The sequence below is a fragment of the Celeribacter baekdonensis B30 genome, from assembly GCF_000299875.1.
Taxonomy (GTDB): Bacteria; Pseudomonadota; Alphaproteobacteria; order Rhodobacterales; family Rhodobacteraceae; genus Celeribacter; species Celeribacter baekdonensis_A.
This window is the reverse complement of sequence record NZ_AMRK01000017.1, coordinates 1-20,726: the sequence shown is the minus strand read 5'-3', so window position 1 is coordinate 20,726 and position 20,726 is coordinate 1. Positions and strand designations below refer to the sequence as shown.

General features: G+C 57.6%; 23 protein-coding genes and 2 tRNA genes. 5 read left to right on the top strand and 20 right to left on the bottom strand.

Translation table 11 applies throughout. From position 1 onward, the window contains the following. Window positions 1-240: 240 nt before the first annotated feature. The 15 genes from B30_RS19530 to B30_RS22420 form a co-directional block, all read right to left on the bottom strand. A tRNA-Phe gene (locus B30_RS19530) sits at window positions 241-315 on the bottom strand. A 190-nt stretch (window positions 316-505) separates the two neighbouring features. After that, window positions 506-712 (bottom strand): DNA gyrase inhibitor YacG, encoded by a 207-nt coding sequence (locus B30_RS19525; RefSeq protein ID WP_009573926.1) that lies wholly within the window; start codon window positions 710-712, stop codon window positions 506-508. Next, a complete protein-coding gene (locus B30_RS19520) occupies window positions 709-1,749 on the bottom strand; it encodes a ribonuclease E/G (RefSeq protein ID WP_009573925.1) in 1,041 nt (346 codons plus the stop codon). Before B30_RS19520 ends, B30_RS19525 begins: the two co-directional genes overlap by 4 nt. Continuing rightward, window positions 1,746-2,324 (bottom strand): Maf family protein, encoded by a 579-nt coding sequence (locus B30_RS19515; protein WP_009573924.1) that lies wholly within the window; start codon window positions 2,322-2,324, stop codon window positions 1,746-1,748. Before B30_RS19515 ends, B30_RS19520 begins: the two co-directional genes overlap by 4 nt. Before the next feature lie 22 nt (window positions 2,325-2,346). Next, window positions 2,347-2,565: a translation initiation factor IF-1 gene (gene infA / locus B30_RS19510; protein WP_009573923.1), complete on the bottom strand. Its 219-nt coding sequence runs from the start codon at window positions 2,563-2,565 to the stop codon at window positions 2,347-2,349. Between the two features lie 87 nt (window positions 2,566-2,652). Then, complete coding sequence (locus tag B30_RS19505) at window positions 2,653-3,528, bottom strand: nitrilase-related carbon-nitrogen hydrolase (protein ID WP_009573922.1); 876 nt, start codon at window positions 3,526-3,528, stop codon at window positions 2,653-2,655. Next, window positions 3,525-4,112: a hypothetical protein gene (locus B30_RS19500; RefSeq protein WP_009573921.1), complete on the bottom strand. Its 588-nt coding sequence runs from the start codon at window positions 4,110-4,112 to the stop codon at window positions 3,525-3,527. Before B30_RS19500 ends, B30_RS19505 begins: the two co-directional genes overlap by 4 nt. Continuing rightward, the gene (locus tag B30_RS19495) at window positions 4,109-4,522 is read right to left on the bottom strand and encodes a ketosteroid isomerase-related protein (protein WP_009573920.1); all 414 of its coding nucleotides are present in this window, start codon (window positions 4,520-4,522) and stop codon (window positions 4,109-4,111) included. The genes B30_RS19500 and B30_RS19495 overlap by 4 nt, the downstream gene beginning before the upstream one ends. A 12-nt stretch (window positions 4,523-4,534) precedes the next feature. Further along, entirely contained in the window at window positions 4,535-4,993 is a 459-nt protein-coding gene (locus tag B30_RS19490) for an arsenate-mycothiol transferase ArsC (protein WP_009573919.1), read from the bottom strand. A 5-nt stretch (window positions 4,994-4,998) separates the two neighbouring features. Then, window positions 4,999-5,475, bottom strand: a complete 477-nt coding sequence (locus B30_RS19485) for a UPF0262 family protein (RefSeq protein WP_009573918.1) — start codon at window positions 5,473-5,475, stop codon at window positions 4,999-5,001. Continuing rightward, window positions 5,468-6,781: a histidinol dehydrogenase gene (gene hisD, locus B30_RS19480; protein WP_009573917.1), complete on the bottom strand. Its 1,314-nt coding sequence runs from the start codon at window positions 6,779-6,781 to the stop codon at window positions 5,468-5,470. Before hisD ends, B30_RS19485 begins: the two co-directional genes overlap by 8 nt. 117 nt (window positions 6,782-6,898) lie before the next feature. Next, entirely contained in the window at window positions 6,899-7,342 is a 444-nt protein-coding gene (locus B30_RS19475; protein WP_009573916.1) for a hypothetical protein, read from the bottom strand. 75 nt (window positions 7,343-7,417) lie between these two features. Continuing rightward, window positions 7,418-7,897: a DUF2948 family protein gene (locus B30_RS19470; protein WP_009573915.1), complete on the bottom strand. Its 480-nt coding sequence runs from the start codon at window positions 7,895-7,897 to the stop codon at window positions 7,418-7,420. 10 nt (window positions 7,898-7,907) lie between these two features. Then, window positions 7,908-9,173 (bottom strand): UDP-N-acetylglucosamine 1-carboxyvinyltransferase, encoded by a 1,266-nt coding sequence (gene murA / locus B30_RS19465; protein ID WP_009573914.1) that lies wholly within the window; start codon window positions 9,171-9,173, stop codon window positions 7,908-7,910. A gap of 6 nt (window positions 9,174-9,179) precedes the next feature. Beyond that, window positions 9,180-9,338 (bottom strand): hypothetical protein, encoded by a 159-nt coding sequence (locus B30_RS22420; RefSeq protein WP_009573913.1) that lies wholly within the window; start codon window positions 9,336-9,338, stop codon window positions 9,180-9,182. Window positions 9,339-9,547: 209 nt separating this feature from the next. On the opposite strand from B30_RS22420, the gene B30_RS19460 reads away from it, so the two are divergent. Further along, window positions 9,548-9,622, top strand: a tRNA-Thr gene (locus tag B30_RS19460). Window positions 9,623-10,069: 447 nt separating this feature from the next. Here B30_RS19460 and B30_RS19455 read toward each other — a convergent pair. Together B30_RS19455 and B30_RS19450 are read right to left on the bottom strand one after the other, a co-directional pair. Then, the gene (locus B30_RS19455; protein ID WP_009573912.1) at window positions 10,070-10,282 is read right to left on the bottom strand and encodes a hypothetical protein; all 213 of its coding nucleotides are present in this window, start codon (window positions 10,280-10,282) and stop codon (window positions 10,070-10,072) included. Between the two features lie 219 nt (window positions 10,283-10,501). After that, window positions 10,502-12,400, bottom strand: coding sequence for an acyl-CoA synthetase (locus B30_RS19450; protein ID WP_009573911.1), 1,899 nt, complete (start codon window positions 12,398-12,400; stop codon window positions 10,502-10,504). A 245-nt stretch (window positions 12,401-12,645) separates the two neighbouring features. Between B30_RS19450 and B30_RS19445 the strand changes: the two genes are divergently transcribed. After that, window positions 12,646-13,764, top strand: a complete 1,119-nt coding sequence (locus B30_RS19445) for a beta-ketoacyl-ACP synthase III (RefSeq protein WP_009573910.1) — start codon at window positions 12,646-12,648, stop codon at window positions 13,762-13,764. On the opposite strand, the gene B30_RS19440 is transcribed toward B30_RS19445, so the two are convergent. The 3 genes from B30_RS19440 to B30_RS19430 all read right to left on the bottom strand — a co-directional run bounded on the left by B30_RS19440 (window position 13,728) and on the right by B30_RS19430 (window position 16,615). Then, the gene (locus tag B30_RS19440) at window positions 13,728-14,087 is read right to left on the bottom strand and encodes a hypothetical protein (protein ID WP_009573909.1); all 360 of its coding nucleotides are present in this window, start codon (window positions 14,085-14,087) and stop codon (window positions 13,728-13,730) included. The genes B30_RS19445 and B30_RS19440 overlap by 37 nt on opposite strands. A 241-nt stretch (window positions 14,088-14,328) precedes the next feature. After that, window positions 14,329-14,751 (bottom strand): peptidoglycan-binding protein LysM, encoded by a 423-nt coding sequence (gene lysM, locus B30_RS19435; protein ID WP_009573908.1) that lies wholly within the window; start codon window positions 14,749-14,751, stop codon window positions 14,329-14,331. A 76-nt stretch (window positions 14,752-14,827) separates the two neighbouring features. Further along, window positions 14,828-16,615: an ABC transporter transmembrane domain-containing protein gene (locus B30_RS19430; RefSeq protein WP_009573907.1), complete on the bottom strand. Its 1,788-nt coding sequence runs from the start codon at window positions 16,613-16,615 to the stop codon at window positions 14,828-14,830. A gap of 438 nt (window positions 16,616-17,053) precedes the next feature. On the opposite strand from B30_RS19430, the gene B30_RS19425 reads away from it, so the two are divergent. The 3 genes from B30_RS19425 (at window position 17,054) to B30_RS19415 (ending at window position 20,118) form a co-directional block, all read left to right on the top strand. Continuing rightward, window positions 17,054-18,067, top strand: a complete 1,014-nt coding sequence (locus B30_RS19425) for a glycine betaine ABC transporter substrate-binding protein (protein ID WP_009573906.1) — start codon at window positions 17,054-17,056, stop codon at window positions 18,065-18,067. Window positions 18,068-18,140: 73 nt separating this feature from the next. Continuing rightward, entirely contained in the window at window positions 18,141-19,031 is an 891-nt protein-coding gene (locus tag B30_RS19420; RefSeq protein WP_009573905.1) for an ABC transporter permease, read from the top strand. Next, complete coding sequence (locus B30_RS19415) at window positions 19,024-20,118, top strand: quaternary amine ABC transporter ATP-binding protein (RefSeq protein ID WP_009573904.1); 1,095 nt, start codon at window positions 19,024-19,026, stop codon at window positions 20,116-20,118. The genes B30_RS19420 and B30_RS19415 overlap by 8 nt, the downstream gene beginning before the upstream one ends. Window positions 20,119-20,726 lie beyond the last annotated feature (608 nt).

Genomic DNA, 20,726 nt, shown 5'->3' with positions numbered 1-20,726 from the left:
ACTTTTATGCCGTGAATCGTGAGTGTCTCGTCATACGCGTACATGTGGTGCCTGCCGGTGACTGTTTAAAAGAATACCCTCTCAGACTCGTCTATTTCTGGGAGGGTTTCAATGGGGTTCACGTTGATCCCGCCGCAAAACGATGGCCTTTTGCGCGACTTGCCAACACAGACGCGCAGAGCTGTGTTGTGATGGGGGCACGCCTGTGCAGCGCGAGTTCATATGTATATGGGACTTAAATGGTGCCCAGGGGCGGAATCGAACCACCGACACGAGGATTTTCAATCCACTGCTCTACCCCTGAGCTACCCGGGCACCGGAGAACGACGTGTCGTTCGGGTAGCGGGTTTCTAGTCGGAGGGGGCGGGACTGTCCAGAGGGAAAGTGAAGTTTCTAAAGCGTCTCTTTAAAAAACTGACTCTGGGATTTTGGACGCTGTGCATGCCATGTTGATCGGCGCTGTGGGCCTGGCCATATCCCAGCCTCAGGCCAGTGGCAGTAGGCTTTATTGCGGCTTTTTGGCCTCATCCGCCTCAGAGCTCCGCAGCATCTCTTCCAAGGCTTCGGCAATTTCTTCGGGGTCTTCCTCGCGCCCGGAGGGGACGGCATAGGTGCCGTTCATCCAACGGCCAAGGTCGATGTCGGCGCAGCGCTTGGAACAAAAGGGGTGGTATTTGGCGACCGCTTCGCCTTTGCAGATGGGGCAGCTCATGAAAGCGCCTGTGTCAGCGGCACGCGGGTGCGCTTTTTTTGGATTTCGAAATGGCCCAGCGGGGTCCATCCGGCTAAAACCGTGTCATTGCCATCGGATTTGAATGCGGCTTTGAGGGCCTGCTCGAACGGCAGGCGGTCTTTTTTCGGCATCGGGGCCAAATCGATGGTGATCTGCCCGGCCAAGCCGCGCAGGCGAAGCTGTCGCGGCAAGTCGCGCGCGAGGGCGATATTGGCTTTGGTGCCCGCCGCCGGAGAGAAATCGCCACCGGTGTTCACGTCAATCGCGACAAGGGCGCGGGTCGGTTCGATATAGGCCGATGCGCCGGATTTGAGCGGCACGCGTGGATCAAGTGCCGCGTCGATCAATTCGTGTACGCCGTGATTGTCGAACGCCTGTTCACTGTCGTCAAACACGTCAACCTCGGGCCAATCGCGCCAAGCGACCTCCCAGGCATCCGGCCCATCGACCAGCAATTCGGGCGTGCCAGGCAGGTCGGCCAGAACGGCCTCGGCGAGTGTCCGCATGGCGGCGATGTCGTCGGCGACGGCCTCATCCGTCGCGCCTTCGCAGGCAGAGCGCAGGATCAGGCCAAGCGTCTCATCCGCGCCATCCATGCCCTCGGAGGCCAGTTCATGCAGCCGGATCAGCGCCTCGTCATCGGAGATTTGGCGCGAGATGTTCAGGCCGGGGGCCTCCGGCGTGATGATCGCATATTTCGATTTGAACAACAGCCGGGTCAGCACTGGTACGGCCTTGCCGGGTTCAGCAATGTGGCTGACTTGGACCAACATCGGCGCGCCGGGTTTGAGGCCCTTGTTGCCGCGCAGATAGGCCTGTTCGCCATTCGGTAGGTCCAACAACGCGCCGCCCATGCCCTTTAAAGACCGCCCGCCTTTGGCGCGAAAAATCGCACCGGGGGCAGGGGGGGCATCTTCGCCCGCATCGACAATCAGGTCTTCCAGTCGACCGTCTACAATCCATGCGGCGGCCTTTTGTCCGTTGATCTCGCCAAGCGCAATCACACTGCCAATCATCGCGGGTCTCCATACACGGGATAGCCCGCCGTCATCAAAAGGGTTGCGGTTTCCGCCACGGGCAGGCCCATCACGGCCGAATAGCTGCCTTGAATCCACGGGATGAACGCACCCGCAGGCCCTTGAATGCCATAGCCGCCCGCCTTGCCGCGCCAATCATTGCTGTTGAGGTAGCTGTTGAGTTCGACATCAGACAGGCGTTTCATTTTCACGGTGGTGACCACATCGGCCTCCCACACGCGATCGCCATAAGCCACGGCCACGGCGGTGATCACCTTGTGACGTCGCCCGGACATGGCCAAAAGAAACTCGGCACATTCTTTTTCGTCAACAGGTTTGCCCATGATCCGCCGTCCAAGGGCTACGGTGGTGTCGGCGCAAAGCACGATCTCGTCTTCGGTCCGCGGCACCGCCATCGCTTTTTCCCGGGCCATGCGCGCGCAATAGGGGCGCGGCAATTCGGCCTTGTGTGGGTCTTCGTCGATGTCGGGGGAGCGCACGTCAAAGGGGACAAGCCCCAGCTGCGCCAGAAGCTCTTTCCGGCGCGGGCTGGCTGAACCGAGGATCAGTTTCATAGGGGACCCGTTGAACCCGCGTTTAACGGAAACGGTAATTGATCCGACCCTTGGTCAGATCGTAGGGGGTCATTTCGACCTGAACTTTGTCGCCTGCGAGAACGCGGATGCGGTTCTTGCGCATTTTGCCTGCCGTGTGAGCGATGATCGTATGGCCGTTTTCCAGCTCGACCAGGAATGTCGCGTTCGGCAGGAGTTCCTTAACGACACCGGGAAATTCGAGCATTTCTTCCTTGGCCATGTTCACTCCATAGTTGTTCCACCCGTCAGTATACGGGCGACGCAGTAAATGCGCCTTTAACAGCCGCTTTTCAAGGTGGATTTCGCGTTATTTCAGCACAAGGGGGGTACAATCCCACGTCAAAGCGATGGATTCGCTCTCTGGCCAGTGGTCTGGGACACTGACATGCGTCTCTTTGCGCCCGGCACCGAGTCGGCGTTCAAGCCCATCCAAAATGGCAAACCCCGGTGCATTGCGCGGACCTTGGGCCAATATCCCATCGTCGGGTGCGCCGACATCGGGGGCGCAAAACACCCGCGCCTGACCCAGATTGACGTCGATCACCTCGCATTGCGTGACCTCGCCAACGAGGGGTGCCATCGCCACCAAGACCTGCCCCTCAAGCGCCCGGGCGCGGCATCCGATCTCAACCCGGCTTGCCCCCTGTTCGGTGTCGGTACAAGACGGGACCAAAAGGATCTCTGCGCCTGCCTCGACATATCGGCGCGCCAAGTGCGGGAATTCACTGTCATAACAAATCAGCACGGCGATCTTACCAAAGCGTGTATCGATCACCGGGCCGGGCCGCCCCGCAGCCATGTTGAGGGCGCGCTCATAGGGGGTGGGCATGTGTTTTTCGACGAAGGTCTCGCCTTCGGGGCCGCAAAATAGCGCGCGATTGACATAGCTGTCGTGTGAGGCGGCAAAGCCCGATCCGCTCAAAATTGTCGCGCCGGTTTCTGCGACCAAAGCCCGAATGCCGTCGCAATAGCGTGCGAAATGATCCGCCCCCCGGCGCATCCAACCCTGTGCATCCAATGGCGCATCGCCGTAAAACGCCGCCTCCATGGCGGCATATTCGGGGAAGATCACCAATGTGTCGTGATCGGCTTTGACCTCAGCTAAGGCTGCGCGGTAGCGGTCCAGCCACAGGTCCGGCGCGTCATGCCAGACGGGGGCCCATGTAGCGGCGATCAATCTCACAGGGCTTTCCCCCAAAATTGCAGGCGCTTTTGGGTCGATTGCGCCTGATCTACATCTTTCCAGTCAAATTCCGCTACAACTTCAGGCAAGGGGGCATAGCCGCGTCCGCGCCAAAACGCATCATGGCTGCGCGTATCTTTGGGGCGCAGCGGGTGGTCCTCCGGGCGGATCACCGAGCAAAAGGCCGAAGTGGCAAAGCCCATATCGCGGGCATGGGATTCGCGGGCGTCAAAGAACCTGTGCCCCGCGCCTTGGCCACGGTAGGCGTCCAAAAGCACGGATTCGGCGCAATAAAACACCTGATCCAAGGGCAAGTCACTGGTGGCAAAGGCATTTGCGAAATCATCGGCGTGATCTATCAAGGGCGAGCCAGTGGAGGCCCCGACCAGACGGTCGCCGTCAAACGCCGCGACCAAAATGGCGCGGGGATTGCCGACATAGCTGGCCATGTAGCTGCGCTCATAGTCCAGCGAGCCGTCATAGAGATAAGGCCAATCGCGAAACACCGTGATCCGCAGCCGTGCCAAGTCATCCAAAGCCGCCGTCACATCCGGCCCGCGCAGGGTGCGGTAAGTGAGGCTCATGACACTTGCTCGACCCAGTCAGCGGCATTGTAATAGACGGAAATTCGGGCGATTTTACCGCCTTTCAGGCTAAAGAACGCGCCCGCTGGCAGATCATAGGTCTGACCATGCGCCTCCGGGTAGCCCTCTGCGGTTTTGAGATATGTGCCCAAAACCCGGAATTCCGCGGCGGCGCGTGTGCCATCCTCTGAGGCAAAGAGCACCATGTCGGTGAGACGTTCGCAATAGGCGGTGTCCATCACGTCAAGAAATGCCGCGAAAGCCGCTTTGCCAGTCTCGGCCTCGCCTTGATTGATGTGATGCACCACATCGTCGGTGAGGCAATCAAGCATCGCGGCGTGATCCTGCGTGGCGAAGGCGGCGTAATAGCGGGTCAATAGCGCAAGGGTGGTGTCTTGTGCGGCAGTCATGGGAGCGGTCCTTTAGGAGCTTTGGGCTGGGCCAAATCGGGCCAGCATCCGAGCGATGATTTGATCGCGGGCTTGGCGGTAGGCGTCAAGTTTGGCCTCGCGGGTTTCGCCGATGCCAGTGGGGTCCATGATCGGCCAATATTCGACGTCCAGATGGTAAAATCGTGTGAGTTCGAGCGCTTGTCTTTGTGAGGCCGGAGACAGCGCGATCACCAGATCATAGGAGGAAATGTCATCGCCCCAGTCTTTGAGATCATCGAAAGAGCGCGCCCGATGGCGGTGCAATTCGACCCCGATTTCATCACAGACCGCAACGGAAAACCCGTCGACCTCAAGATCGGAATGCACGCCTGCCGATTGAACATAGACGGCGCCGGGGTAAAATTTCTTCATCAGCCCCTCCGCCATAGGCGAACGGACCGCGTTGTGATCGCAACAGAACAAAACCGAATGCGGGAGGTCTGTCGCCATGCTGCCTATCCCCAGTGCAAAACGCAAATCAGGGTGAACAGGCGTCGCGCCGTATCGATATCAACCTCGGCCTTGCCCTCAAGCCGCTCTTGCAACACCCGCGCGCCTTCGTTGTGAATGCCGCGCCGGGCCATGTCGATGGCTTCGATCTGGCTGGGGGGCATTTTCTTGACCGCGTCGAAATAGCTTTCGCAAATCTGGAAATAGTCTTTGACCACCTGCCGAAACGGGCCAAGAGAGAGGTGAAATTCGGCCGCCTTATCGCCGCTCTCGGAGGTCAGATCAAACACCAGACGGCGTTCGCGAATGGCCAAAAGCAAGTTGAACGGACCCGTGGGCACCGTCCGGTCGTCACGGGCGGGCAGGGCAAAGCTGTTGTCTTCCAACAAGTCGAAAATCGCGACTTTGCGTTCTTGTTCGATCTCAGGCGTCGGAGGGGCGAGGCCGGCCTCGTCGATCTCAACAGATAGAAGTTTACTCATTGCCGCCCTCATTCAACCGATCAAGCCGCGCTTGCACCGACAATCCGTGTGCCTCAAGGCTTTCGGATGTCGCCAACCGCACTGCCGCCGGGCCAATCGCCGCCAAAGCGGCAGGGGACATCTTGGCCAAGGTTGTGCGTTTGAGAAAGTCCAAAACCGACAAGCCCGACGAAAACCGCGCTGAACGCGCCGTGGGCAGGACGTGATTTGGCCCGCCAACATAGTCACCAATGGCTTCTGGTGTGAATGCGCCTAGGAAAATCGCCCCGGCATGGGTGACTTTGGCGGACAGAGCATCCGGGTCTTCGACACAAAGTTCCAGATGTTCGGGGGCAAAACGGTCCGAGAGCCGAGCTGCCTCATCCAAATCGCGCGTGGTGATCACCACGCCGAACTCTTCCCAAGATTTACCGGCAATCTTGCGCCGTTCCAATGTCTCAAGCCGCTTTTCAACGGCGGCGGTGACGGATTGGGCGAATTTGGCGTCATCTGTGATCAGGATCGCCTGTGCGCTTTCGTCATGCTCGGCTTGTGATAGCAAATCGACCGCGATCCAGTCGGGGTCGTTGTGCTTGTCTGCGATCACCAAGATTTCAGAGGGACCGGCGATCATGTCGATGCCAACCTTGCCGAACACCCGGCGCTTTGCGGCGGCGACAAAGGCATTGCCCGGCCCGGTGATTTTATCGACAGGAGGGATGGTTTTGGTGCCATAGGCCAGCGCCGCAATCGCCTGTGCGCCGCCGATGCGGTAAATCTCGTCGACGCCCGCAATGCGCGCGGCCATCAGGACCAAAGGGTTCACCACGCCATCCGGTGTTGGCACGGTGATGCACAGGCGCGGCACGCCCGCGACCTTGGCAGGGATCGCGTTCATCAAGACCGAAGACGGATAAGAAGCCACGCCACCCGGCACGTAAAGCCCCGCCGCTGACACGGCCGACCAGCGCCAGCCCAAAGTGGCCCCGTCCGGGTCGGTCCAGAGCGCATTGTCGGGCATTTGACGGACGTGATAGGCGCGGATGCGCTCGGCGGCGAGTTCCAAAGCAGCCTTGTCCGCAGGAGAGACCTGTGCGCAATAGCCCGCGATCTCATCGTCGGAGAAGCGCATTGTTTCTGGCGTCAGATCGAGTCGATCAAACTTGGCCGTCAGCTCCAACACCGCCGCATCGCCGCGCGCGCGCACATCGGCAATGATCCCGGCCACGATGTCATCTACATCGGGGCTGTCCTCGCGCTTCATCGTCAAAACAGCGGCAAAGCGGGTTTCGAAATCGGGGTCCGTGGTGGACAGGAACTGGGGCATGACGGTCTCCTTCGAAACAGGGCATACCCCGGCTAGCGCGGCGGCTCAAGCGGCTCCGGCAGAGCGATTGTGTGTTGCAGGGCGGCCAATGCGCAAGTGGCCGCGCTGCACTCACTGTCAATAGCGGTAGGTGTCTTTCACAAAGTAGAGTTCGAACTCCGCTTTTCCTTTCGGGGAAGGCACATCGGTGACAACGCAATTGGCCGGATCTCCGACATGCTCAACCTTTTGTTTCTGATTTTTCAGCTTGGAGAAGAAGGTCAAATTTCTGGCGATCACCTTGCCGTTGAGTTTGATCCGAGCGTCCTTCATGGCCATTTCCGACAGTTCATAGGCAAGACTTCCGCCTGAGCTGGAATAGCCACCGCAAATGGCGATGAGACCATCATTGTTGTAAACTTCCCAACGCACCAACGTCGTGCCGCGCGGGTCCCATGTGATGGTGTACATGCCGAAATCTTTGTCGATGGCGACCGACCCGCCGCTGGCCGCAGATTGAGCGGGGTGTGTTGTTGCCATGAGAGAAAGCGCACAGATGCAGGCCAAAAGAATCTGTTTCATGAAAAATCTTTCTATCGTTGATATGAAATGAGGGTCGCTAAACCGGTTTAAAATGCGTGATCGTCGAAATTGAGATCAACTGTCGTGGGTCGGAACCTTATGTGAGGGTGCGATATAGGGGCGTGTGACGTCTTTGAGTGTGACGTCAATCGTTTCGATGTCCAGCGCGATTTGACCGTCGCCGGCGAGTGTGACCTCAACGCAACCTGTGCCGTCCGGGCCGGCGACAAAGACGATGTTCAGGAGCGACAGAACCATGTCTTTGTCCGCCGTCGAGATGCCAGAGGAGCGCGCCATCATCACATCGTCAAACACCAAAACCGCTTGGACTCGTTCCACCGGGCGGCCGCGCTTGGCAGCCGTCTCGACATCTTCCCAGCGAAAGCGGTTGATCAACATGGCAAAGCGGCGCTGGGTCGCGTCATAGGAAATCTCGCCCATCGGCACGATGGCATCCTGTGCGAGCGCCGAAATCACGGTCAGATCTTCTGCATCTAGGGCCTTGAGATAAATCGGCTCTTCGCCGCCGTCTTCGAACCGGGCGTCTTCGACCATGGGATTTCCTTTACGCTTTGATCCGCTCGATATGAGCGCCAATGCCGGATAGTTTTTTCTCGACGAATTCATAGCCACGGTCCAAGTGATAGACCCGGCTGACCACGGTTTCGCCCTCGGCGGCCAGACCCGCCAAGATCAACGACACCGAGGCGCGCAGGTCGGTCGCCATCACTTGTGCGCCTTTGAGGCGTTCAACCCCGTGCACCGTGGCATGACCGCCGTGGACCTCGATCTGTGCGCCCATGCGGATCAATTCGGGGGCGTGCATAAAGCGGTTTTCAAAGATGGTTTCTTCCAACACCGACGTGCCCGTCGCAGTGCACAACAGGGCCATCATTTGCGCCTGAAGGTCGGTCGGAAAGCCGGGGAAGGGTTCTGTTGTCACATTGACGGACTTCACCCGGTCTCCTGTGCGTTTGACGGTCAGGCCGCGCGCGCTTTCCGTCACCTCGATGCCCGCTTCGTTCAATTTGGTGACAAAGCTCTCGACCAAGGACAGTTTGCCCCCCAAACAGGTCACTTCGCCGCCACAGATTGCGGGGGCCAGCATGAATGTGCCCAATTCGATCCGGTCAGTCACCACCGGATGGGTCGCGCCATGCAGACGGTCCACACCCTGAATCTCGATCCGATCCGTGCCTTCGCCCTCGATTTGTGCACCCATCTTTTTCAGACAGGCGACAAGATCGACGATCTCCGGTTCACGCGCGGCATTTTCCAATACGGATGTGCCCTTGGCCAAACTCGCGGCCATGACGAAATTCTCGGTCGCGCCCACAGACGGAAAGCGCATTTTATGCACCGCGCCCTTGAGACCGCCGCGTGTCGTGGCGTGCAGATAACCGTCTTTCAATTCAATCTCTGCGCCAAGGGCTTCAAGCGCCGTGGTGTGCAAATCCATCGGGCGCGCGCCAATCGCGCATCCGCCGGGGAGGGACACAACCGCATGACCCAAACGCGCCAAGAGCGGGCCGAGCACCAAATTGGAGGCGCGCATTTTGCGTACGATTTCGTAATCCGCCACCGGGTTGAGGTCAGCATGTGAAGACATGGTCAACACCTTGCCCTCTTGCAGGCTGCTGATTTCGGCACCCAGTGAGGTCAAAAGCGCGGTCATTGTTTTGATGTCCGAGAGGCGCGGCGCATTGGTCAGCGTCAGCGGCTCCTCAGACAACAACGTGGCGGGCATAAGGGTCAGGCAGGCGTTTTTCGCCCCCGCAATCTCAATATCCCCAGTCACCGGCCCATTGCCGCGCACCAAAATCGAATCCATGCCGCCTCACTCGTCTTTATTGTCCGTACCCTCGGAAGTCCTGCGGGCGCGGCTTTGGGCCTTGCGCCGGGCAAGGTTCGCCTTCAGCGCCGCCTTGAGTCGCTCTTCGCGGTCTTTGGGCGCAGATTTGCCGCTTTTCCGGGTGGGATCGGATTTGTTTTCCATGGGGTTTCATGTAGCCAAAGCGCGCTGTCACGTCCAGCCTTTGCACGCCCTTGCGTCCTTTGTGGTCTGTTTCTCGCGCACACCGTTTTGCATGCGACATCAGAAACTTCGCTCAAGGTCAAATTTTTCACGAAATTGCGCTTGCGCCGCCGCCCGATCACGTCTAATTAGCCGCCCACGGTGAGGGGCTTTTGCCCACCCGGTCCGGCGCTGCTGTAGCTCAGAGGTAGAGCACTCCCTTGGTAAGGGAGAGGTCGAGAGTTCAATTCTCTCCAGCAGCACCATTTTTCAAGAGATTGTCTGAGTTGAGTGCGATCACTTTGGTTAGAGCGGTTTCTTCGCATGCTGATCAACCAGGATGTGCGTTTTAAGCGCTGATAGGTTCTATTGATGCACTGTAGGCATTGTGCGAAGAACTGCGGGCTTTGTCCCGTATAAGGCCTTGCTGTTCATGAGGAATCGGCGCGCCTTTTGGTTTCATGGAAAGCGTTCAGCAGAGTTTCGATCAGGGATAGCATGTTGCTGGAGTTTGAGAGCGATGCCAGCATTGCTGACGACGTAGGCTTGGCCCGAAACGGATGTTTGGGCGGCCTTGCGGCGAGGTGACATCAACATCAACATTTGTACATGAGTGGTTCGAAGCACCGTGACGCAGCCTCAAACTGTGACGCAACTTTAAAGGGGTTGAGCCAGTTTAAAGGCCCTTAGGTAATTTTCTCTGAAACAGCGATTCAGACGGTGGCGAGATCTTTGTGGTGGTCGCAATCCTGATTTGATGTCGCTTGCGCGCGGGCATAGAGAACGGCCGCAGCGCAAAGCAATGTGAGCGATCCGACCACGGCATAGGTGATCAGTGCTGCCCAAATGGGCATCCCAAACGCCAAGCCCAGCCCGGTCATGAGGGCTGCAACTAAAGATGAGAAAAGGATAAGTCCAACAACCATGGGTTTGCCTTTCATGAGGCCCTTTTGTTCGGGCTTTGATCGCAATGAGACCACGCTAATCAGCGATCTGGGCACAATCATGGCGTATAAGAGGTTGAAATTCGGTTAACCCGACATGATCTGGCTCAAATTTTCAGGGTTTTCAGCCGTTTCGTGCCATCGCCCTGTGAGCGACACGCAAAAAAGCCCGGCAATGGCCGGGCTTTTGAGGCTTGGAGTTTACTCGGCCCATTCCCACGGGTTGGTGAAGCGCCCCAAGACTTGTGACACCGTTGCCTCCTCAGATTTGGCTTGCGGATCAACCTGCGCCACCAGACCCCGCTTTTTGTCATCCACCACATGGATCACCCGAGCCGAAAGCTCTGACGCCTCAAGCGCGCCATTGTAAATCCGCGTGATTGCACGTTTACGCAAGTCCGGTTTGAACACTTTGCCGACAGCGGTTTTCGGCAACTCGTCCAGAATTTCGATGTGTTTCGGGATCGCGGCGCGTTCGTGGATATGGACCTTGGCATAGGCCATCAATGCCTCGGGTGTCACACTCGCGCCATCGACCAACTCGACATAGGCGCAGGGGATTTCACCCGCATGGGCGTCGGGTTGCCCAATCGCCCCAACAAAGCCGACGGCCTCATGACCGGCCAAGGCCTCTTCGATCTCGGCGGGGTCGATGTTGTGACCCCCACGGATGATCAAATCCTTGGCGCGCCCGGTGATCCAAATGTAGCCATCGGCATCAATCCGGCCCAAATCCCCGGTGCGCAGATAGACGTCATGGTGGAACAGGTCGTGGTTCTTGTCCTGTTCCGTATAGGTCGAGCCAGGGAACACGCCTGGGCTGTCGATACAAATCTCGCCCACCTCATCAACATCGCATTCCACCGGACCTTCGGGCGTATGGCGCAGGATTTTGACATCGGTGTGCGGGAAAGGAATGCCGACAGAGCCGATTTTCTTTTTCCCACCGATCGGGTTTACAGCCACAAGACAAGTTGCTTCGGTCAGGCCATAGCCCTCGATGATCTCAACGCCTGCCGCCGCTTCGAACCGTTTGTACAGTTCGACGGGCAAGGGTGCCGAGCCTGAAAAGGCGATCTTGACGGTGGAAATATCGGCATCCACTTTGCGCTGCATCATCGCCGAAATCGCGGTCGGCACGGTGATGATAAACGAGATTTTCCAGCGTTCGCAGAGTTTCCAGAAATTGTCGAACACGCCTTCACCGCGATAGCCCGCCGGCGTTGGATAGACCCCATGTGCGCCAGATGTGATCTGGGACATCACGATCACCTGACAGGCGAAGACGTGAAACAGGGGCAGGGGGCACATGATGTTGTCTTGTTCGGTGAACAACAAGCGGCTGCCAAGCCAGCCATTGTAGATCATGCCCGAGTATTTATGTTGCGCGACTTTCGGCATCCCTGTGGTGCCGCCGGTGTGGAAATAGGCCGCCACGCGGTCGGCTTTGCTGTCCTCAAAGGTCAACCGATCCGAGGGGTATTTCGCCAACTCAGTAGTGAAATCCAAGAGATCGGCGTGATGCGCCACGGCGGTTGGATTTTTGGGGCGAATAAAAGGCACGATCCATTTTTTCGGCGGTGTGAGATAGTGCAAAAGATCGACTTCAAGTACCGTGTTCACATTGGGGGCATGGCGCACTGCCTCGGCCACCTTTTGGGCCACGTCGGTCTTTGGAAAGGCCTTGAGCGTCACCACAATTTTGGCGTTGGTTTCGCGTAAAATCGCGGCGATCTGTTCCGGTTCCAACAGCGGGTTGATCGGGTTCACGATCCCGGCCACCATCCCGCCCAAAAAGGTGACGACGGTTTCGTTGGCGTTGGGCATGATATAGGCCACAACATCGGTTTCGCCGATGCCAAGAGCACGAAACATATTGGCGGCCTGAACCATCTTTTGCTGGGTCTCGCGCCAGCTCATCGTCTCCGCCTTGTCTTTTGGACCGGAGGTGATTTGATAGGAAAACGCGGGGCGGTCGGCGAATGTCTCGGCCGTTTTTGTCACCCGCTCGTAGATGGTCACAGGCTCGCCACGCGCCTCCCATTCCATCTCGGCCTCAATCGCATTGCGCGCCTCAAGCGAACTAAAGTCCTGCGGCATCGTCTCCTCCCCTTCTCCTCCGGGTCCAGGCCCGGATGTATTCCTCGACGGCTATGATGCGGGGAAACCGGAGCGCGCGCAAGACGCCGCCCATGGCCTGCAACGCAGCGTCATCGTTTATTAATCAGGCCTTGCACCGGCTCGACGCAACGTCAGTTTGTGGCAGTGTCCGGTGTGAACGCTGGACGACGGGGATGTGCGCGACTAGGTTGCCTGCACTCAAAGCGCCATAGGGGAGAGGAATGATGCAACAGGTTGTGATCAGTGGGACCGGGGTGTTTACGCCGCCCTATGCCATCTCCAACGACGAACTCGTCGCCTCCTTTAACGCCTATGTCGAGCTTTATAATGCCGAAAACGCCGATGCAATCGCGGCGGGAACGGTGGAGGCCAAGGCACCGTCTTCGTCGGCGTTCATCACCGCCGCTTCGGGAATCGAAACCCGCTACGTGATGGACAAAGAGGGGATTTTAGACCCGACCCGGATGTGCCCGCGCTATGCGCCGCGCGCCGACGACGTCCCCTCCATGATGGCAGAAATGGCATTGGATGCGGCGACCAAGGCGCTTGATATGGCGGGGGTTGAGGCCGCGGACATCGACCTGATCATCTGTGCCGCCTCCAATATGGAACGCGCCTATCCGGCGATAGGCGTTGAAATTCAACAGGTTTTGGGTGCGGGCGGTTTTGCCTTTGACATGAATGTTGCCTGTTCGTCGGCCACGTTCGGGATACAGGCCGCGTCCGATATGATCCGCGCAGGCTCTGTGCGACGCGCGTTGGTGATCTGTCCTGAAATCACCTCTGGGCATTTGGAGTGGCGCGATCGCGATTGCCATTTCATCTTTGGCGATGTGGCGACTGCCGTGGTGCTTGAGGCTGCGGAGGCGGCGCAAAAGCCGCTGTTCAAACTGCGCTCGACCCGCTGTGCGACGCAGTTCTCCAACAACATTCGCAACAACATGGGTTTTTTGCGTCGGGCGCATGATCAAATGGACGACCGTCGCGACATGCAGTTCATGCAAAACGGTCGCAAAGTGTTCAAAGAGGTGCTGCCGTTGGTGTCACACCATATTGCGCAGCATATGGAGGAGGAGGGCCTAGATGCGACCGCGCTCAAGCGTCTTTGGTTACATCAGGCCAATAAGGCGATGAACGATTACATCGGCAAAAAGGTCCTGGGCCGGGTGCCGGAGCCGGGCGAGCAACCCAATATTTTACAGGATTATGCCAACACCTCATCGGCGGGGTCGATCATTGCCTTTGCCAAACATTCGGATGGCATGACGGCTGGCGATCTGGGGCTGATCTGTTCGTTTGGGGCGGGCTATTCGGTTGGCTCTGTGGTGGTGGAAAAGGTCTGAGACCGTTTCCGTTTTTCCCTTTGCTCTGCCGTCTGGTCTTTGGCCACTTTGGGTTTGGTGAGGCGAAACCCCGCGGCCCAAAGTTCGCAAATCATCAGAGTGGCCTCTTCGAAACAGCGCGATGACAGGTCTTGCAGTTCGGGTTCGTGCCAGCCCGACAGGTCGGCGGCAACGGTGGTCAGAGCAAAGACGGTTTGCAGCGGGTCAGGTGGGTTTGGACCAGATAAAAGCCCACGCACCACAGTGCCCGGGTTTTGGCGGTCAAACACCAGTTGCTGAATGATTGTCTCCTCCAGCTTGTCCTGCTCTTCACTCGTACCCACTGCCTGCGGCCCGATTCCTCGTAAATACCTGATAAGATTAGACGCTGGGTATGAGTCGGACCAAGACATTGTTTCGCTATTGGTAACTGCGTGCGACCAAAAAGCAAAATTAGGTGGATTTGTCTCATGCGACAGCATCTAGAGGGTGGGAGGTGTCTGAGCGTGTTGTGAGAAGACATGAAAAAGGCGCCCATGGGGGACGCCTTTCACGATAGACAAAGTAAGGTCACCCTCGCGCGACTTAGGCCTGCGGAATGATCAACATCTGGCCCGGATAGATTTTGTCCGGGTGTGACAACATCGGTTTGTTGGCTTCAAAGATTTCGGTGTAGCGGCTGCCGTTGCCAAGGGTTGTGGCAGCGATGGCCCAAAGCGTATCGCCCTTTTTCACTTCGTGAAACACTGGATCGGCACCCGCAATCGTGTCTTCGACCGAGGCGATGCCTTCGATGTTGCCCGCGGCCATGATGATTTTCTCTTTGGCTTCCTGAGACAGAGCGGTGCCACCCAAGACAACCTTGTCGCCATCCACGGCCACGTCGATGCCATCCGCCTGAAGGCCAAGTGCCGCGATTTCGGCCAACAGGTCATCCGCGTTCGGCTTGTCTTCTTCTTTCTTAAAGACCTTCTTGCCGGCGCCTTTTACAAAATTCCAGATCCCCATACCCAACTCCTATGTTTCAGGTGGTTTTACCAAGTATCAGCGGTTCGTGACAAAATGAAAACGGGAAATCCGCGTGTTATTCCCCGTTTGTGAATTGCAACTTGGCCAAGCGCGCATAAAGCCCGCCTTCGGCGACAAGCGCCTCGTGGGTGCCCATGGCAACGATCTGGCCATCTTCGAACACCAAAATGCGGTCGGCCTTTTTCACCGTGGCCAAACGGTGCGCCACGATCAAGGTGGTGCGGGTGCGGGCCATATCTTCGACCGCTTTTTGCACGGCTTGTTCGCTCTCGGAATCAAGCGCAGAGGTGGCTTCGTCCAACAACAGGATCGGCGCATCGCGCAGGATCGCGCGAGCGATGGCGACCCGTTGCTTTTGCCCGCCCGACAACATGATGCCGCGCTCGCCCAGATAGCTGTCGTAGCCCTCGGGCAGTTTGGCGATGAAATCGTCAGCGGCTGCGGCTTTGGCCGCTTTGATGACTTGCTCCATTGTGGCGTCAGGACGGCCAAAGCGGATATTGTCGGCGGCAGAGGCGGCAAAGATCACCGGGTCTTGCGGCACAAGCGCGAGATGCTGGCGGAAATCGGCGCGCAGCATCTCGGAGATCGGCATCCCGTCGATGGAGATCACGCCTTGCTGCGGATCATAAAACCGTTGAAGCAATTGAATAATCGTCGATTTCCCGGCTCCCGAGGGACCCACAAGCGCCACGGTTTCTCCGGGTTTGATGTCAAAAGACACGCCATTCAAGGCCGGGCTGTTGGGCCGTGACGGGTAAAAGAACCGCACATCGTCAAAGGAAATCGCGCCTTTGGCGGGGGTTGGGAAAGGTTTGGGATCGGCCGGGTCATGGACCGGGTCGTCGGAGGAGAGCAGTTCGATCAGCCGTTCGGTCGCACCCGCCGCGCGCTGTAACTCGCCCCAAATCTCGGACAAGGCCCCGGAAGCCCCGGCGACCATGATGGCGTAGATCACGAATTGCACCAGCTCACCGATGGACATGACATCATTGCGCACATCGCGTGCGCCGATCCAAAGCACGCCAACAACGCCGGAAAAGATCAGCGCGATGACGATCACGGTCATCACGGCGCGGGTTTTGATCCGGGTGTGGGCGGCAGTGAAGCTTTTCTCCGTGACCTCGTCAAACCGGGCGGCCTGTGGGTCTTCGGCGGTGAAGGATTGCACCGTTTGTGCCGATAAAAGCGCCTCGGAGGCGGTGCCCGACGAAGACGCGATCCAATCCTGGTTCTCGCGCGACAACACCCGGAGGCGGCGACCCAGGACGATGATTGGGATGATCACGACGGGCACGATCAACAGGACGAGTCCGGTGAGTTTGGCCGACGTGAACAGCATCAATGCCAAACCACCGATCATGATCAAAGTGTTGCGCAGCGCGACAGAGATCGACGAGCCGATGACGGACAGGATCAGCGTGGTGTCGGTGGTGATCCTTGAGAGCACCTCGCCGGTCATGATCTTTTCATAGAACGCCGGCGACATGCGGATCATCCGGTCAAACACGGATTTGCGAATGTCGGCGACGACGCGTTCACCCAAGCGGGTGACAAGATAATAGCGCATCCCGGTGCCAAGGGCCAAAAGCCCGGCGATCATCAAGGCCGCGCCAAAATATTTGTCCAACAACAACCCGCCCGCCTCTTGGAACCCATCGACCACGCGGCGCACGGCGACGGGCAGGATCAGGGAAATACAGGCCGTGAGGACGAGGGCGGCAAAGGCCGCGCTCATCAGGCGCTTATAGGGTTTGATAAAGGGCCAAAGCTCGGCGAGCGCGCCAACCCGTTTCGATTTTTCACGCTCTGCGGCGTCTGTAAGGGTGCGGTCAGCGGCCATGCTTTATCCTTTTGTCCCGTGACAGTCGTGGGGGGTGTTCGACAGATAGACCCCCGCGCCGGGCCGCGCAACCGCTGCCAAGTGTGGAAAAGGGCGACGACCGTGTGAACTGCGACAATGGCGTGAGATAGGTGGAGTTTGCGGATATATCGGGAAAAGCTGATGCATCAGCCGGGCTATCGGGTTGCATCACGAGGTGTGATGTGTTCGTTTAGGGCCACGCTCCGCCGGCTCGTGCCTCGGGGCCTCTATATATGAGTGTGTCACGGGAGTGGTTTTGTACACATTATATATAGGGGCGTGCTCTGGGTGCTCTTTCATGGGCTACGAACGGCAAGCGCGGAGAAATCGCCCAATTCGGGGTGGTGGCCGGTCCGAGGGACGCATTCGTTCGCGTCTGGCCGGGGAACACACACGAAGTAAGCGGGGGTCCCCCTTATGACTAATACTAAATTTTTTGCGGCCAGTGTATTGGCACTCGGCACCATGGCCGGCGGCGCTTTCGCGACTGAGGACTGTGGTGATCTCAAAGTGGCAGAGTTCAACTGGGCGTCGGGCGAGTTGATGGCCAACGTGGATGCCATCATCCTTGAAGAAGGCTTTGGTTGTGACGTTGAACTGGTCAACGGTGGCACCAATACATTGTTTGCCTCGATGAATGAAAAAGGCGAACCGCAGATCGCGCCCGAACTTTGGACCAATGCGGTGCGCGAACCTTTGGCGAAAGCGGTCGAAGACGGTCGTATGATCAAACTGCTTGATGGCCCGATCACGGGTCTGGGCGAGGGCTGGTGGGTGACACCGTCTTTTGCCGCCGAGCACCCGGAACTCGATACGGTTGAAAAGCTGATCGAACACCCGGAGCTGTTCCCCTACTCTGAGGACAAAAGCAAAGGTGCCTTTATGGGCTGCCCGTCGGGGTGGGGCTGTCAGCCCGCCAACGCCAATATGTTCCGTGCCTTTGACATGGAAGAAAAAGGCTGGGTTCTGGTAGATCCGGGCTCTGCCGCAGGTCTCGAAGGCTCCATCGCGAAAGCGGCCGAGCGTGAGCAGTCGTGGTTTGGCTACTACTGGAACCCGACCGCGGTGATCGGCAAATACAAACTGGTGCCTTTGGCGTTTGAAACCGAATGGGCGGGGTCTGAGAACTGGGACGGATGTATCGTGAAATCCGAATCCGAGTGTATGGATCCGAAGCCGTCGAGCTGGACCAAATCCGAAGTGTCGACGGTTGTCACCGCCGATGTGCCGGACATTGCGCCGGAGAGCGTTCTCACCTATCTCAAATCCCGCGTTTTCCCCGGTGAGGTGATGAACGAGATGTTGGTCTACATGACCGAGAACCAAGCGATTGGTGAAGATGCCGCATATGAGTTCCTCGCGAAGCATGAAGACGTGTGGACCCAGTGGGTGACCCCTGAGGTGGCCGAAAAGGTCAAGGACGCGCTTTAAGTCCGCGTTTGAAGGATATCGAGGGCCTGCAACTTGGTTGCGGGCCCTTCTTCCATATATAAGGAACACACATATGCTGGAGTTTTTAACAGAATTCCCTTCTCTTGGCCGACAGGATTTGTCGTCATTCAAGCAGGGGATTGATGAAGGATTTCGCACCTTTTCGCGCGCCAATGGCGAGGCGATCGAGGCCTTCTTCAATCCCCTTCTTCAATTCCTCATCTGGTTTGAGGATGTTTTAACCGGCGCGCCATGGCCGCTGGTCATTTTGGTGATCGCCACGCTGACATGGTTTGGCGCGCGCAGTTGGAAAATCACCACGGGTGCTGTCATCTCGCTTTTGCTGATCGGCATCTTTGGGATGTGGGAAGACACCATGTCCACCTTGGCGATGATCACGGTGGCCACCTCTTTGTGTGTGGCGTTGGGCATTCCCATCGGCGTATTGATGTCGCGCAGTGATCGGGCGCAGTCGCTTGTCACCCCGATCCTCGATGTGATGCAGACGATCCCGTCCTTCGTCTATCTTATTCCGGTCGTCATGCTTTTGGGCATCGGTAAGGTGCCGGGGCTGATCGCCGTGTGCATCTACGCCATTCCGCCCATCGTGCGTTTGACCAATCTGGGCATTCGTTTGGTGGACCGCGATGTGATGGAGGCGGCGGAGGCCTTTGGCGCGTCCAGCCGCGAGAAACTCTTTGGCGTGCAAATCCCCCTGGCTTTGCCGAACATCTTTGCGGGCGTGAACCAAACCATCATGATGGCACTCTCCATGGTGGTGATCGCGTCGATGATTGGCGTGCATGGCCTTGGCACACAGGTGTTGCGTGCAATTGGCAACCAATATCTTGCCTTGGGCTTGATGAATGGCCTCGCCATTGTCGCTTTGGCGATTATTTTCGACCGCGTCAGCCAGACTTACGGCAAGCGCTTGCAAGCATATCGGGAGACGGGGCATGGCTGAGGTTCATATGACAGAGGCGGTGCCGCGTGCGGATGCGGGTGAAGACGCCCCGAAGGTCCGCATCAAAGGGCTCTATAAAATCTTTGGGGAAATGCCCGAAGCTGTGTTGGAGCATGTTTGCGCCGGGATGAGCAAACCCGAACTGATGGACCTTCACAATCATGCGTTGGGACTCAATGACATCAACCTCGATATCCCGGCGCGTAAGATTCAAGTGATCATGGGCCTGTCGGGATCGGGGAAATCCACCTTGATCCGTCACCTCAATCGGCTGATCGAACCGACCGCCGGGGAGATTTGGGTCGATGGCGAGAATGTTCTGGCCATGGATGACAAACAGTTGCGTGATCTGCGTCGGTTTAAAATGTCGATGGTGTTTCAGAAATTCGGCCTCTTGCCTCATCGCACAGTGTTGGAAAACGCGATGTATGGGCTGGAGATCCAAGGCGTGCAAGCCAAAGAAGCAGAGGAACGGGCGCGCAAATGGTTGGATCGGGTCGGTCTGGCCGGGTTTGAGGATCAATACCCTTCACAGCTCTCCGGTGGTCAACAACAGCGCGTGGGTCTGGCTCGTGCCTTGGCGACCGATGCGGACATCCTGTTGATGGACGAAGCCTTTTCGGCGCTTGATCCTCTGATCCGCACCGATATGCAGTCGATCCTGTTGGAGCTGCAAGAGGAGTTGCATAAGACCATCATCTTTATCACCCACGATTTGGATGAGGCGCTCAACATCGGCGATCGGATCGCGATCCTGCGGGATGGCGAGATCATCCAGTCCGGCGATCCGCAAGCGATCATCATGAACCCGGCCGATGATTACATCACCGATTTCATCAAGGATGTGAACCGTGCCAAGGTCGTGCGCATTCGTTCGATCATGAAAGCCCCGGCGAACTCTCAAGGCAAACCTGTGTTGACCACGGATTCGATCGAAGACGCGCTGCCGAAGCTGCACAGATCGCCAAGCAAGTGTTGTCCGGTGCAGCGGCCCGATGGCACGGTCTGCGGCAATGTCACCATTGATGCGGCGATTGAGGCGCTCAAAGCCCCGGAGAGCGAAGGGGATGACGTGCGGTACGCCTGAGCGCGCACATATATATGTATAGGAAGACGGGCGGGGGAGACCTCGCCCTTTTTTATGCGAACACATGTGATGGTCTTTGGGGACAGATTGGTTTGGCAGCCTTTGGTAAAGGCACTCTTAAAATATCCGCGCAACGACAGTGGTGATGTCTATGACAGTGCGGCTGATCTTGCAGGAGAATGTCGTGGCTACCTGTGACGCAGATGCGGAAGAGGGGCCCCCTACTTAAAGCCAATGGATGAGGCTTTCCCGGTTCCTGTGAACAACCAGATCATTGAATGAATCGCTCATCGCTTTCGTTTTGGCGACCCGGTGAGTCGCATCAGATGGTTTGCGAGTCGGGTGACTCGCCCGATTCACCCGCTGATTCACAAAATCACTCGCCTTACGTTGGGGCATGTTTGGGTGATTTGCACCTATGGGGCGAGTGATTTGCCGATTCACCTCGCAAACACCCTGAGAGGACTCGGTGATTCACCTGCGTATCGCCCCAAAAAGCCGAAATCAGCCTTCGCAGATGCAAAAAAATTATGCTGCATCGCCCATAAAATAAGGGGTTTCAGAGAAAATATCCGATCTTCTGTCATAAAACTGAAAAAAGGGGTTGC